This window comes from Clostridium sp. D43t1_170807_H7 (assembly GCF_015555905.1).
Classification (GTDB): Bacteria; Bacillota; Clostridia; order Clostridiales; family Clostridiaceae; genus Clostridium.
In genome coordinates, this window is sequence record NZ_JADNLK010000002.1 from 1 (window position 1) to 16,035 (window position 16,035).

Below are 16,035 nucleotides of genomic sequence, written 5' to 3' on the forward strand. Positions count from 1 at the left end.
GATATTGCAAAGTTATTTTTCTATTATTATCAAAAATTAGCCATAGGCTATTTTTTCATACCAAACTTTACACTATCATATTGTTTCACTTTTATAAATCTGTATGCAGTTATGTTTTTATTATTTCTATATGTCAATACTTCTATTTCTACCAATAAAAATAACAGAAGAAACCGTATCATTATTACTGATACGGTTCACTATAATTAATCCTAAATATCTTAATAAAAATCCAATTTTACAATTAAAGTATTTTTCTTTATTTAATTATAATGTTTTTATTCTAAATTTTGTAAAAACACAGAAAATGTTGTTCCTTTTGATTTTTTTGATGTTACTTTAATATAACCACCTTGTTTTGTTATTATTTCATTAGCTAAATAAAGTCCAACTCCTACACCTTCAATATCTTGAACCTCACTACACCTATAAAATCTTTTAAATATTTTATTTATATCTTGTTCTGATATTCCTATACCTGTATCACTAATATCTATCTTAGTAAACAACTCCCACTGTTCAACTACTATATCTATCTTCCCACCAGCATTACTATATTTAACTGCATTTTCTAAAATATTAAATAATGCCTCACTTGTCCATTTTTTATCATGATTTAATTTAATATCATCAGAACACTCTACTTTTATACTTATATCTTTTTCTTCTGCTTTTAAATAAACTCCACTTAAAACAGTAGCAATTGTATCTTTTATATAGGCAAAACTTTTATTTAATGAAATTATGTTATTTTCTAATCTAGACATTTTTATTAAAGCCTTAACTAACCAATCTAATTTAGAAACTTGAGATTTCATAGTACTTAAACACATTATTTGTTGCTCTTTACTTAATTCTCTTTCAATTAAAGTCTCATTATACATTGATATATTTGCTATAGGTGTTTTTATTTGATGTGAAATATCTGAAATTAAAGTCTTTATATTTTCTTTTTCTATATTTGCCTTATTTCTATCGTTATTTAAAATCTCAATTAACCTTTTTAATTTTTGCTGTATCTTTGACAATAAAGTATCTTCATTATAGTCAAATATTATATTTTCTTTTTTCTCTATAATACTATCTATAGTTTCACACATTTTATCTGAGAACTCCACAATAGTTTTTCTCAAAGAATATACTAATACTGATGATATTAAAATAATTATAAAAGTAAAACATCCAGTCATAATCATTATCTTTTTAACTTCTTTGTATAAATTAGGACTTATACTAATCATATTATCTAAACTTATCTTTGCTAAAAGAAAAAACAAACTACTTATTATTATTACAGTAAACATGAAAATGCTATAAATATTTTTATAAAAAAAATTCTTTACCCTCATGATTATTTATCTCCTGCCCAAGTATATCCAACACCGTATACCGTTTTAATATACTTAGGTTTTGAAGGATTATCTTCTATTTTACTTCTAAGCCTATTTATATTTACAGTTAAAGCATGCTCCTCTATATACTGATCATTTTCCCATATTTCTTCTAATAAAGCTTGTCTTGTTAATACTTGTCCTTTCTCTGTAACTAACTTCTTTAAAACTTTATATTCAGTAGGTGCTAACACTATACTTTCATTATTTTTCTTAACTGTCATTTTATCAAAGTCAAATGTAAATTCATTTATTTTAATTACTTTAGGAGTTTCATTATCCTTTCCGTATCTTCTTAAAACTGCCATTACTCTTTCTCTTAATATATTTATACTAAAAGGTTTAGTTACATAATCATCTGCACCAATTCTTAATCCTGTTATTATGTCAAGCTCCATATCACATGCTGTTAAAAATATAATTGGATTTTTATAATTTTCCCTTATCTTCTTACAAAACTCAAACCCACTTCCATCTGGCAAATTAACATCTAACAATATTATGTCTATTTCTTCAGTATTTATTTTTTCTTCTGCTTCTTTTAATGTAAAGACTGATATAACCTTAAATCCATCCATTTGAAAATTAAAAGACATTCCTTGATTTAACATTTTATCATCTTCAACTATCATAATGTTATACATACCATATCACCTCTATGTAATTATAGCACCCCACATAAAAGGTAACAATTACCTTTTATGCAGGATGCTTCAAATATTATTCTGCAATTCTTAATCTTTCAACTATACTTTCTTTACTTATATTTCTATATCCTATTAATGGAACTACTAACATTATTATTGATATTATACTCATTGCTACTATTACTGAGACTAAGTATATTCCAATTTTAAATCCTCCATATATAGGGAACATCATTGGTGCTAAAAAACTTGCAACTAATCCTAATGGAATAACTAAAACTGCTGTTAATATAATGTAATACATACCTTCAAATAAAATCATTTTTTTGCTTTGACTCTTTGTCATCCCAATAGATTCAAGCATTGAGAACTCTAACTTTCTTGATATTATTGAAGTTAACATTGTATTAATAACATTGATTATACCTATAAATCCTAATATTAATGCAACGGTTCCTCCAATTAATGATACTATTAATTTCATTTCCTCCATAGCATCTATATAAAAATTTTTAGAACCTAAGAAAAGCATGATATTTCCTGATTCATTTATAATTTTTTGAATTTCTTCATCAGCTTCAGCTAAATCAACATTATCTTTTAAATCAATATCAATACTCTTTATATAATTATTATAATCTGGAAATAACTCTTTAAATGCATTTTCTTCTATATTAAGCTCTGTCATATTACTAGCAGAGAATCCCCCTGTGTTATCTGCTACTACTGCCATAACTTTGAATTCTTTTGTAACTTCTTTAAGTACTCCATTTTCATCTGGTATTTTCACTGTTAAAGGTAATATATCTCCAGCTTCTATTACATATGATTCTCCAACCCCAACATTGTAAATTATATAATCACCCTTTTTAAATTCTTCCTCATCTATCTTTCCATCAATAACTTTAAACTTTTCTAACTCTTTATCTAATCTGTCTGCTTTTAAAGCTGTTAAATTAGCTATCATCATATCATCTGCAAATCCTAACATAGTAGTTCTAATATTTTGATTTCCTGACTCTATTCCTCTTTTAACTTCTTCTTTAAGCTTTCCACTTAAAACAAACTCAACACCAAAATCATATATAATACCATCTTCATCAGGTGTAATTGCTTTATAATTAATTCTTGCATCTTTAACTATATCTAACTCTTTTACTTTATTTATTAAATCTTCAGTTATTGCTTGATACTCAACCTTCCCCCAAAAATTACCTATAACATTACTAATAGTAATATCAGCAACCACTTCATTTTCAGCATGAGCTTCTGGATCAATTCCTAATGTTGCACTTATTGTAAATATAACTATCACAGCACTTAAAGAAATAGATAAGACTGATAACATAACTCTCTTCTTATTCTTAACTATATTACTCCAAGCCATTTTATTAAGCTTTGCACCATTAGTTCCCTTCTTATTTTTCTTCTTTAAATTTTCTGCATCTGAAGATACAAATCTAACAGCCTCTATTGGCGATACCTTGCCTGCAATCCTTCCTGGTTTATTACAGCTTATTAATACTGTAACTAAAGAAAATAATATAGATAATATAAAATTTAATGGACTTTTAGAAACTACAACTATATTTCCCATAAAAGTAAATGATAATGCCATTGGAATTATAAATGTTGCTACTGCATATCCTAAAACTAGTCCTATTGGTATACCTATAATTGATAACTTCAATGCTTGTCTTATTATTATTCTCTTTAACTGCTTTGAGGTTGTACCTATAGTTTTTAATAAACCATAAAATTTAATATCCTTACTTACTGATATATAGAATATATTATAAATAATTAAATATCCTGTAGCTATAATTAATACAATCCCTACTGCTATAGCTATAAATTGTTGAATTTCACTATCACTACTTATACTTTTTTCACTATCATACTTTGGATGAGCCTTAGCTTTTGTTCCATCTATTTCATTAGATATTCTATTAAGTTCATCTTGGACAGTATCATAACTTGAATTACTATTTATATTTTTAAGTGTTAAAAAAACTGCTGTTGTACCTTCAATTTCTGTTATACCTTTATTATATTTTGGTATAAATTCATTAGATACAAATGCTCTAATAGTACCTGTTCCTCTTACAACTAAAGATTCATAATACCCACAAAGATTAAAATCAATACTTTTTACCTCATTATTAATTACAATATCTAAACTAACGGTTTCACCAATATTTTTATCCATATTTAATACATCTAATACCCAACTTGGAAGTAATATATCATTAGCTTTTTTAGGATATGTACCTTCTATTGGTACAACCGCCATCATTTCATAAACATCTTTATCATCTGTAGAAAATAAACATACATTTTCAGCTAATAAAACTTCATTTTGTATAATATCTGTGCTTGCTAGTTGTATAATTCCCTTTTTCTTTATGTTATCTATATTATTTAATTTATCAATATTTTTTATATTAAAATCTATATATCCATCTGCATCAACACCATATGAGCTTACATTAGTATAAACTTTATTAGTATTATAAAAAGTTATTCCCCCAACTATAGTTGTAGTTATAAGCAAGGTAGTTAATGCTATTGCTAATATTGCAAATATATTTCTCATTTTATTTACTTTTAGACTTCTATTACTTAACTTTTTTATTATTTCTCTATTATTATTTTTTAGCACTTTCTCCTACCCCCTTTTTGTTACAATCTTTCCATCTTCAATTCTTATAATTCTATCTGCCATTTGTGCAATTTGTTCATTATGAGTTATCATAACTATTGTTTGGTTAAATCTTCTACTAGTTATCTTTAACAATCCTAAAACCTCTTGTTCTGTTTTTGAATCTAGGTTACCAGTTGGTTCATCAGCTAAAACTATTGAAGGCTTAGTTGCAAGAGATCTTGCTATAGCAACTCTTTGTTGTTGTCCTCCTGAAAGGTTATTAGGTAATCTATCCTCTTTTCCCTTTAACCCTAAAGTTTCAATAATACTATCTACATATTTTTTATCAACTTTATTACCATCAAGCTCTATTGGTAATACTATATTTTCATATACATTTAATATTGGTACTAAATTATAACTTTGAAATACAAATCCTATATTCCTACGTCTGAAAATTGTAAGCTCATCATTATTCATTGAAAATATATCTTTTCCATCTACTACTACTTTTCCTTCTGATGCTCTATCTAATCCACCTAACATATGAAGTAATGTACTTTTACCAGAACCAGATGTTCCTACTATTGCAATAAATTCACCTTTATTTATTTCTATATTTACATCATCTAGCGCCTTTACTAAATTTTCATCTTTTCCATAATACTTTTTTAAACCCATAGTTTTTAATATAGTCATAATATAATCTCTCTCCTCATATATCCTTTATATTTATTAATTACTTTTTTTTATTTCATAATTTTTATTACCTTTTCCTTACAATATAATAATATCATTAGTACTTATAATAAAACCTCACATCTTTGAGAGATTCTTATAATAAAATGTAACAATTTTGAAATATTTAGATTATTTTCTAGGATAGTACCTTTCCTAAATATAAAAATACAAGTTTGTACTTAATATATAAGTTTAAGTACAAACTTGTATTTTCTTATGTTTTAAACTATGTTTATGATATTTCTCTTAATTTAATCCTCCCCATATATTTCTTCTATTTCTTTTAAATATGGAATTGATGGCTGAGCACCTTTTCTTTGAACTGATATTGATGATACCTTATTTCCAAAGTTAACTGCCCCTATTAAAGTTTCTTTATTAATATTTCTAAAATCTAATTTTGAACTTAAACCTCCAATAAAACTATCACCTGCTGCTGTTGTATCAATTGCATTCACCTTATATGATGGTACTAATTTACAGAAATCTTTACCTATTACTGCAGCACCTTTATCTCCTAAAGTAATTACTACAAATTTAACTCCTTTTTCTAAAAACACTTTCCCTGCCTTATTTGCGTCTTCTAAAGTTTCAACTGTAATTCCTGTTAATACCTCTGCCTCTGTTTCATTAGGAACTATAATATCCGTTACTTTTAAAAGTTCTTCATTTATCTTCTTTGCTGGTGCTGGGTTTAATATTGTCACTTTTCCAAACTCTTTAGCCTTCTTAAATGCTTCTAGTGTCATTTCTTCAGATGTTTCAAATTGAGCTATTAATATATCCGATTCTTCAATCTTTTCTAATGAAGCTTCAATATCTTCCTTATTAATTGTCATATTTGAACCTGCTACAACTATTATAGAATTATTTCCATTTTCATTAACCATTATAAATGCCATTCCTGTTGATTCATTCTTATCTTCAAAGACATATTTTACGTCTATATTATCTTCTTTTAACTTATCTTTAAGAATTTCACCATTTTCATCTTTTCCTATTTTAGCTATCATAGCAACTTCAGCACCACATCTCTTAGCTGCAACAGCTTGATTCGCTCCTTTTCCTCCTGCTATCTTTTCGAATGATTTTGATAAAATAGTTTCTCCAACTCTTGGTATATCATTTACTTTTACAACTAAGTCCATATTCATACTTCCAAGTACACATACTCTATTCATAGTTTTTTCTCCTTTAATTTATAAATTTTAATTTCTTCCTAAATAGGTTAATTACATAATACACTTTATATAAACCCTTTTAAAACTTTTTAAAATTCTTTATTTATAAGTTTGTTTTGAACCAGTATTTATAATTAAAAAGTGAAGTGGGTAAGATAATTTATCCACTTCACTTTTTAATTAGTATACTCTTAAAATTGTTACTCTAATCTTCTATACAAATAAGTATTTTTTTCTTCTAAATAATTAAGTACTACAGATTCCAAGAGGTAATTTTTATTTTTTAATAAGGATAAAATGGATATAGATATGGATACGGATATGGGTAAATTGGATAAGGTGGTATAATATATGGAAACCTTAAAGGCCTTACCCTATTAATATTTCGCATTGGGAAATTTCTTCTATTAAATCGTCTAAATCTTCCTGGCTGCCTATATCCCATATACTGCTGTCTATTCATTTCATTCTCATAATCACTTTCCATTACCTCTTCTGCAACTAATACACTTACAGTATTATTATTTACCTCTTCAATAATTCCCTCTAGTCTACCTCCATTACTCATTATAATAACAGAATAATAAGATATACATTTTTTACATTCATCATATAGAGATTCTTCATCACGATATACGCCGACAACTTCTAATGACACTATTTAATTCCCTCCTTTCAGTAATATATTATTCAATTCTGAAATATAGGTGAATTAATTTATATATTTCTATTATTTAATATAAAGTCAAGAAATTCTGAATCTCCTAGCTCAAAAGTAAATTATTACTCTTCATCTTGTAATGCATCATATCCATGTTCATTAGTACGAATTTTAATTACATCTTCAACATCATAAATAAATATTTTTCCGTCTCCAATATTTCCTGTATAAAGTACCTTTTGAACAGTTTCAACCAATGTTTGAACTGGTATTTTACATATTACAACTTCAACCTTAACTTTTGGAAGTAACCTAGTATCTATAGCTCTACCTAAGAAATAAGTTAATTGTCCTTTTTGCATACCATATCCAAGAACATTTGTAACAGTAACACCTGTTATACCAAGCTTATCAAGAGCTTCTTGAAGTTCTGATAACTTAGTTTGGTTCATAATAATAGTAACCTTTGTCACCTTAGTACCAGAATGTTCATTATGCACTACTGGTATTGCTTCATCAGGTAAAACAGTATTTTCAGATTTTGAAACAGTAGTAACAGCTGATTTTGTGGCTTCAATTCCAGTTGCTAATCCTGCCATAGTAGTAACTGGCGCAAAATCTGGATAAGCAATATTTCCATGTTCACCAATATCAAGACCAGCAATTTCTTCTTCACGAGATACCCTAATTCCTATTGTCTTCTTAATTATGACCCAAACTAATAAAGACGCAGCAAATACAAATACACCTACGGCAATTATTCCCAAAAGCTGAATACCTAGTAATTTAAATCCTCCACCATAGAAAAGACCATTTTGAGTAGAAAGAGTTGTAACTCCTTCCTTTGCAAACAATCCAACGCAAATAGTACCAAAAACACCACAACCAAGATGAACTGATGTTGCACCAACTGGGTCGTCAACTTTTATTCTATCAAAAAACATCACTGCAAATACAACTATAACCCCAGCAATTGCTCCAATTATTAATGAAGCAGAAATACTTACATATGCACAACTACCAGTAATTCCAACTAAACCTGCCAAACATCCATTTATAGTCATTCCTAAATCTGGTTTACCTATAAAAATCCAAGAAGTTATAGTTGATGTTAATATAGCTGCAATTGCTGCTGTGTTAGTTGTCATAAGTATATGCATAACATCTGATGGTTTTTGAAAGCTCATTGTAGATCCAGGATTAAATCCAAACCATCCAAGCCAAAGAACAAATAACCCTATAACAGCTAATGACATATTATGTCCTGGAATAGCATTTACTTTTCCGTCTTTACCATACTTTCCAATACGTGGCCCAAGAATTAATGCTCCAGCAAGTGCTGCCCAACCTCCAACAGAATGAACAACTGTATCACCTGCAAAATCCATAAATCCAAGATCAGCTAACCAGCCTCCTCCCCATACCCAATGTCCTACAATCGGATATATAAAAAGTGTAAGAATAAATGAAAATATAATAAAAGATATATATTTAACACGTTCAGCAACAGCTCCTGAAACTATAGTTGCTGCAGTACCACAGAAAACTAATTGAAAGAAAAATTTTCCCCCAAAAGGAACATTTGATGTTAATGTATCCTTGTAATAAGAAAGGTCTGAATCTCCTAAAATAAATAGATGTTGTGTTCCAATTAAAGGATTGTCACCTCCAAACATTAGCCCCCAACCAATAATTAGAAATCCTAAAGATGAAACGGCAAATACAATAAAGTTTTTTGATAATATATTAACCGTATTCTTTGATCTTGCAAATCCAGCCTCAACAGCTGCAAATCCTAAATTCATAAAGAAAACTAAAATAGCAGTAAGAAACACCCACATAGTATCAACAATCATTGTATTATTCATATTTACACCCCCTAAAAAATAAGAAAAGGACAAAGGTATTCTTTCTTAGAACACCTTTGTCCTTTATATTTATTATATATTATTCTATTATATTTTTCAATACAATAAATGTTAATTTTTTACTTTTTCTTTTTTATTACTAAATATACTCCAGCACCAATAATTACAACTGCTACAGCTATAATTACTCCATAGAATACACCTTGTCCAGTCTTTGGTAAATCATTTTTATTTTCTTCAGTTATCTTATCATCATTAATAATATCATTATTACTATTATCTGATGAATCAGGATTATCTGGTACTTGTGGCTTATTTGGATTGTCAACACTTCCATTATCTTCTACATTCCCAGAACCTGAATTATCTGTTTCTGTATCTCCGTTATTTTCGTTATCAACGTCGCCACCGTTATTTCCGTTATCAATGTCAGCACCGTTATTTCCGTTATCAACGTCACCGCCATTATTTCCGTTATCTCCTGATGTATTATCATTTGAATCATCTGATTTTTCAATAACTAAAGTAATTTCTTTTTCAGTGACATTTCCAAATCTATCTGTTGATACTGCAGTTATATTATAAGTTCCTGGAACAGTTAAATCATAATCTCCTTTTATTTCAACATCAATAGCTCTTCCTAAATAATCAACTGCAGTTATATAGTCATTTAAGTCAACTGTATCTCCAGCAGTAATAGTTAATTTATCACTATCACTATTATTAACAGTTATCACTGGATTAGTTACAGTATCTACTGCTATATCTTCAACAATTACTGTTGTTTCTAAATATGAAGTATCTCCTTCATTATCAGATACACTGTATTTAATAGCATAAGATCCAACTACTTTAGTATTAACTTTCCCTTCAACAGTAACATTGTCAGTAGAAATTATTCCATCTTCTTCGTCAGTAACTTCTATGTAAGTTTTTGCATCAAAAGTATCACCTTTAGATATAACAATCATTCCATTAACTACTGAAGGTGAATTCTTTAATGCAATTATAGGTGATGAATTTATAGTTAACTTATCATCACTTAAATTAGCCATATCAATCCCAGTAACTTGCTTATTTGTATCATTAATTACATAACTATAAGAAACTCCATTATTATTTAAAGTAGCATCAATAAAATATGCTGAGCTTCCATTTGATACTTTAGAAACTTCTATTTCACATATATCTAATGTTCCACCAACCTTCTTTAAAGCATCACTAGAAACAGCGAAAATTTCTATTTTCTTATTGTCATTGCTCATTTTCACGTGAGTCTTTAAATCATTTGAACCAGAAGTAACAAGCCAATTAATGCTATCTGCCTTAAACTTAGCATTACCATTAATTTCTAAACTTAATTGTAATGATTTTATTACTGGTGTAAAATCATTTAATGATATTTTAACCTTATCTCTGCTTATTTTCTCAACATTTAACTCTACAGAAGGATTACTAACTTTATTATTATCTGCAGAACTATTTTTTGAATATGCAAATACACTTATAAAAAGTGCAAATATAATTGCTAAAGATATAATTTTTTTATTTAATTTTTTCTTAGAGTATCTTCTATCAGATCTCTTTTCGTAAATTTCCTTTTGCATAACAATCCTCCTTACGGCTCATTATTTTTTTATTTTAAATTAAAGCTTTATCTTACTAAAAAAACTAATATTCTGTTATATCAAAATGTTGGTAACAACAATTTGATATAACAGTTTTATATAACAATTGAAAAGACACGTTAGTTAATAAGAATATTTTTTATTATCTGCTTTCTGTAATCTTATTAACTGTAGATTCTTTAATTTCAATTGCTTTAACATTGTCAGAAGTTAGACTTCTAGTCTTTCCAGATGTTAAGCTTATTTGTGGTAATACATCTGGTACTGCAATTCTAAATGTATCACTCACAAGTCTTTGTCCACCTTCTAAGGCATCAGCGCTATCTGTTCTGTATAATTCAGCAAATATTTCAGTATTATCTTTCATAAACTCTGATGCATATTGTGGCTCAACCCAATAAATCCAATTTCCTTCAGCTATTTCTTCTAAATTACCATTATCAGGTACTTCAGCTAAAAGTATTCCATTATATTGATCTGCAATATGCTCTTCATTTTGATTTAATACTAAAGGTACATTAAATGCAGGATTTCCTCTATACTCACCTGTTATAACAATTGAACCTGCCGGTATTGATTTTTCTTCATTTTCAGTAGTTGTAGGATCATCAACTACATAAATATACTTATCTTTTAATATTCCGATACCATTCTTATAGTTAATATTGTCATCAGCTACACCTATTTCGATATTATCTCCAGGAGGTGTTAATATCTCAATCTCAGCTGCTGAAATATCCTTAGTTCCTAAAGCTGTTATCTTAACATATCTTGCATTATATGAATTTAATTGATTTCCACCAGTAACTCCTTCTTTATCAAAGTAAATAGTTTCTGTAGGATTATCTGCAGTTAAGCTTAATGTTCCTTCTTTAACAGTTGTCCAATTAGAACCGTCTTTACTTACTTCAATTTTAAACTTATTAAGAGCTGTACTTGCTACTGATTGCTTCTTAAATATAAATCCTGAAGTTTCCACTGGTGCTGTATATTTAATACCAACTAAAGTTTTCATTTCAGTTGTATCTAAGATTAAATATGGATTGTTATTTGGATTCATTTCTGTTAAGTGAACTGAACTATTATACTCAGCCTTCGTTAACATTCTACCTTCATAAGCCGTAGTAGCATCATCATCTAATGCAAGTTTTAAATCTGCATTACTTTCACATGAGTGAATATCATTACTATCTTCGTGCGTACTTATTGTATTAGTAGTTAAAATTGTACTAGACTTAGCAACTCCACCATCATTCTTTGATATTTGATATTTAATCTTGTAAGTGGTGCTTTGTGCTTATTAAAGTATGCTCTATCTTCATCATCAATTTGACCATTTCCATTGAAATCTTGAACTTCTTCAAATACACCTTTCTTAGCAAATCCAACTTGTACTTCTTGCTCCCATGCTAAAAGTGCATCATAAACTCTTTCAACTTGAGCATCTACATTACCTGCTAATCCTGATTCAATACCTTTTAATATTTCTGATGCAGGTAAAGTAAGAGTAAATCTATCCCCTTCAATATCTGTAGTATTTAAAACTGATGTTTTTTCATCGTAAGTATATATATTATTTGCATTATCTATATCACTAGCTTGTGCTGGGTATTTATTTTTAATATCTGCAACATAAGTCTTTAAGTCTGATATATATGTTCTAATCTTATCTTTAACTTCACTTTCTTTAGAAGCATCATTTATTAAATTATTAACATTTAAATGAGGAATTTCTGTAACTCCACTTAAACGTATTTGAACATCAGCAGTTGTAGATCCTTGAGTAACTCTAGCCATAACTTGACCACCCTTTTCAACATTTGCTGAAATTATTTCTGGAATTACTATTTCTGTTCTTCCTGGAGAAATTGTAGTTACTTTACTTATATATTCTCCTGGCATTCCATAATTTTGTAAGAATACTATATCAACTTTTGTATTAGGATCGCTTGAACCCATATATACAGTTATTGATTTAGATTCATTATTTTGGTCTTTTCCTGGTCTTGCAACACTACCTAAAGATTGATAGCTATTTTGCATTCCTAAAGATGGTGTTCCATTAGGAGTTCTAATGCTAGCATCTAATGTTGTTATTCTCTCAGAAACTTGCTTATCGTTAAATAATTTTTGTGCAATTTCTAACTCTTTTTCTAATATTTCTTTATCTGGATGATATTCATTGCTTATAGGATCAGGAGTATTTAATCTCTTAGCTAAATCATCTAACATAGGTTGAGTTACTGTATCTTTAAGAACAAGTCTTAAATCATCTTCATATAAGTTCTTAATATCATCTGCTATACTATCATATTCATAGAATCTAAGCTCAGATACTGCGTGCATAGTTCCAGCATATCCTGAAAAGTCAACTTTTATTTTCTTTGTAGTTATTGGTTGATCTAATTTAGCAATATAATAATTATTGTTGTTAGAAACTTTTCTCTGAACTGATTCTGTACGTACTTCATGTTTATTTCCGTTTTCATCCCAATAAGTAACCTTAACTTTATATGGAGAAATATTATATCCCTTCTCTAAAGTCTCTGCAAATGCTATTGAACCTATTGTATATGTATCATCAAATGTAATTTCTGAACCTCTATCAGCCCCGTAACTAGCACCGGTATCCCAATCATTAACTTTCCATGTAGTTGTAAAATCACCATCTACTAATGCATACTCTGAATCATATGTTAAAGCTGTATCATCTTTAGCCCAACCATCTTCATCTAACTTATTACGTACATCAATAATATGAGTAGTTCCTATTTCATTATCGCTAGTAGGTCTATTAATAAGCTTATACTCTGACATAACTGGTGGATTTACTGAAGTTGTACTAGCTATATATGTTTCACTCATCTTACTAGTTCCTAAATGGTTTGTTGCAGTAACTCTTACCTCATAAGAAGCATTATCATCAAGTTCATTTATTGTATAACTATGACTTCTTACTAACTTAGACTTATCTGGATTTACTACTTGTTGACTATCTTCAGTAACTTCAATTCTATCTTCATTTGCTTTTATCCAATTTTTATTTGTATCTCCAAGTTTTCTATAGTAAATATCAAAGTCTCTTGCTTGAGAGTGTTGCTCCCAACTTACTGTAAATGATTTATATCCTTGTTCTGTTGTTAAGTTTCTTGGTGGTTCAGGAGATTGTATTGGAACAACTTGTATTTCTGATACACTTCCCTTATCGCCATTGTAGTAGCTTTCAATTGGATTGAAATTTGAATCTACATTATCTGCTTTTCCATCAAAAGCTGATGGCACATCATTTTCAGTTAAGTAACCACTGCTCCAATCACCATTTAATGATTGAATACTTACTCTATATAAATCATAAGGCTTAATATCTTTATCTAATATATTTAAATTAGTTTCATTTGTTTGAAGTTTCTTTGTGCTAACAACTTGTCCATTTTCATTAAGCTTTTGATAAGTTACTTCATATGATGTTACATTTGGTTGTGCTTCCCATGATATTGTTATTCTTTCATCATGTAAGTTTGTTGATGTTTCAAGTGTTTTTATTTGAGGAATATTCATATCTGGCTTTGGAACTTCTTTATAAACATTATTTAAAAATTCTATCTTAGCTATTTCAGAAATGTTTTTATTTCCTCTATTCCCTGTTACATTAATAGTAATTTGTTTAACAGCTACTTGTTTTCCAAGATCTATTACTAAGTCTCCTGAGTCTGTGCTTCTAAAAGCTGCAACTGCTATACCTCCAAAGCTTATTGTTTCAACATTTCCATTTTCATCTTCATATGTTACAGTTCCTGCTTCTGGAAGAGCTGCATCTGCATTACTTGAATTTTCAGGTGCTTTAAGAACTATTTTCTCCATTACTACAGATTCATTATTTCCTGCTGATAAATCTATACCAATAGATAATGGTGATTCTTCAGTTGGAGCTTTTCCATCAGCTTTAGCTATTGTAACTGACTTATCATTATCTACAAGTATATCTCTTATATCTGTACCTGCCTCTAATTTTAAATTTTTATCATCAATATTAATTTTATCTACTTCTAATATTGCATCAGTATTTACTATTTCTACACTACCTTTAGTTAAACCTATATTTTCATTAACATAAGTTAAATCAGCAACATCGACTTTTCCATCTTTATTAATGTCATATTTTGAATTAGATGATCCTATATTTTCAAATACTAAATTGTAATCACCCATATCTATTTTGCCATCACCATTAACATCTCCGGCTAAAAATACTCCATTATACTTTAAAGCTTCATTATTGCTATTTCCTAAAACAACTCTCTTTGAAAAGTCTTTTATTTCTATATTATCTACTGTAGTGTCTATGTAACTTTCTGATTTAATTTCAGCACTATATGTTCCAAGCTCTAGTTTTTCAACTGTAATATGTACGAAGTAGATTGAATTATCTCCATCTTCTAATGGTTGCTTCTTTGAATTTAGCTTTTCAATTTTATAAGTTGACCCATTATCTAAAGTACCTTCTTCAATTGATAAATCTGATATTTGCCCTATCTTTTGATTTTCATTAAATAAGTTAATATGTATTGAATCAGTATTAATTATTGGCATAGCAAAATTAATATCGAATTCTAATTTTCCATATTTTTTTACTTGCGCATAGTTAGTAGCTTTATTTTCAATCTCTTTTTCATTTACATCAATTTCATCTATATTATTAGATTGTTCATCTTCTACATTTGAGTTGATTTCAACCTCACCACTCTCTAACTTATCATCAGAAGATATATTACTTTCCTCTAATGTTTGTCCATTACTTTCAGTTAATGATTCTTCAGAATCTGAATCATTAGCACTTTCATTAGCTGATTGATTTTCTTCAATATTGTTTTCTATTTTATCAGTATCTTCAACAATTACCTCTGTTGAGTTATTAATATTTTCATTAACATTAACAGAATCATCTACTTTAGTAGTTGAATTCATTGCTTCTACTGACATAGTAGATAAATTTGTTGCTGCCAATGCTGTTGCAATAGTACATGATACTATTTTTTTCATTTATGCCCTCTCCTTTTTGTTAAATTTAGTCAATATAACTTAGCATTCTACGTTTCATATTATTATTTATCATTTTAAAACCCTTTTTTTAATATTTTATTTAATAAAATTAAATTTAATATCATTTTTCATTTTTCAACTTCTATTCTTATTAATTATTATTAAAATATTTAAAATAATAATAAGTAACATATATTCAGCTTATCTCTTTTACCTATATTCTTATGAATAATT

At 28.3% G+C, this 16,035-nt stretch carries 10 protein-coding genes; all 10 read right to left on the reverse strand.

Annotated features, from left to right (window positions below):
* Positions 1-278 precede the first annotated feature (278 nt).
* Positions 279-1,349, reverse strand: a complete 1,071-nt coding sequence (locus tag I2E98_RS01325; protein WP_195455036.1) for a HAMP domain-containing sensor histidine kinase — start codon at positions 1,347-1,349, stop codon at positions 279-281.
* A 2-nt stretch (positions 1,350-1,351) separates the two neighbouring features.
* Complete coding sequence (locus I2E98_RS01330; protein WP_195455034.1) at positions 1,352-2,035, reverse strand: response regulator transcription factor; 684 nt, start codon at positions 2,033-2,035, stop codon at positions 1,352-1,354.
* 76 nt (positions 2,036-2,111) lie between these two features.
* The gene (locus I2E98_RS01335) at positions 2,112-4,700 is read right to left on the reverse strand and encodes an ABC transporter permease (protein WP_195455032.1); all 2,589 of its coding nucleotides are present in this window, start codon (positions 4,698-4,700) and stop codon (positions 2,112-2,114) included.
* Between the two features lie 6 nt (positions 4,701-4,706).
* Complete coding sequence (locus I2E98_RS01340; protein ID WP_195455031.1) at positions 4,707-5,381, reverse strand: ABC transporter ATP-binding protein; 675 nt, start codon at positions 5,379-5,381, stop codon at positions 4,707-4,709.
* 293 nt (positions 5,382-5,674) lie between these two features.
* Positions 5,675-6,604, reverse strand: coding sequence for a ribokinase (gene rbsK, locus I2E98_RS01345; RefSeq protein WP_195467184.1), 930 nt, complete (start codon positions 6,602-6,604; stop codon positions 5,675-5,677).
* A 283-nt stretch (positions 6,605-6,887) separates the two neighbouring features.
* Positions 6,888-7,262, reverse strand: coding sequence for a hypothetical protein (locus I2E98_RS01350; protein WP_195467185.1), 375 nt, complete (start codon positions 7,260-7,262; stop codon positions 6,888-6,890).
* A 125-nt stretch (positions 7,263-7,387) separates the two neighbouring features.
* A complete protein-coding gene (locus tag I2E98_RS01355; RefSeq protein WP_195467186.1) occupies positions 7,388-9,133 on the reverse strand; it encodes an ammonium transporter in 1,746 nt (581 codons plus the stop codon).
* 119 nt (positions 9,134-9,252) lie between these two features.
* Positions 9,253-10,740 (reverse strand): immunoglobulin-like domain-containing protein, encoded by a 1,488-nt coding sequence (locus I2E98_RS01360; RefSeq protein WP_195467187.1) that lies wholly within the window; start codon positions 10,738-10,740, stop codon positions 9,253-9,255.
* A 163-nt stretch (positions 10,741-10,903) separates the two neighbouring features.
* A complete protein-coding gene (locus I2E98_RS15905; RefSeq protein ID WP_243250891.1) occupies positions 10,904-11,866 on the reverse strand; it encodes a discoidin domain-containing protein in 963 nt (320 codons plus the stop codon).
* 113 nt (positions 11,867-11,979) lie between these two features.
* Positions 11,980-15,801, reverse strand: coding sequence for a fibronectin type III domain-containing protein (locus tag I2E98_RS01365; protein WP_243250893.1), 3,822 nt, complete (start codon positions 15,799-15,801; stop codon positions 11,980-11,982).
* Positions 15,802-16,035 lie beyond the last annotated feature (234 nt).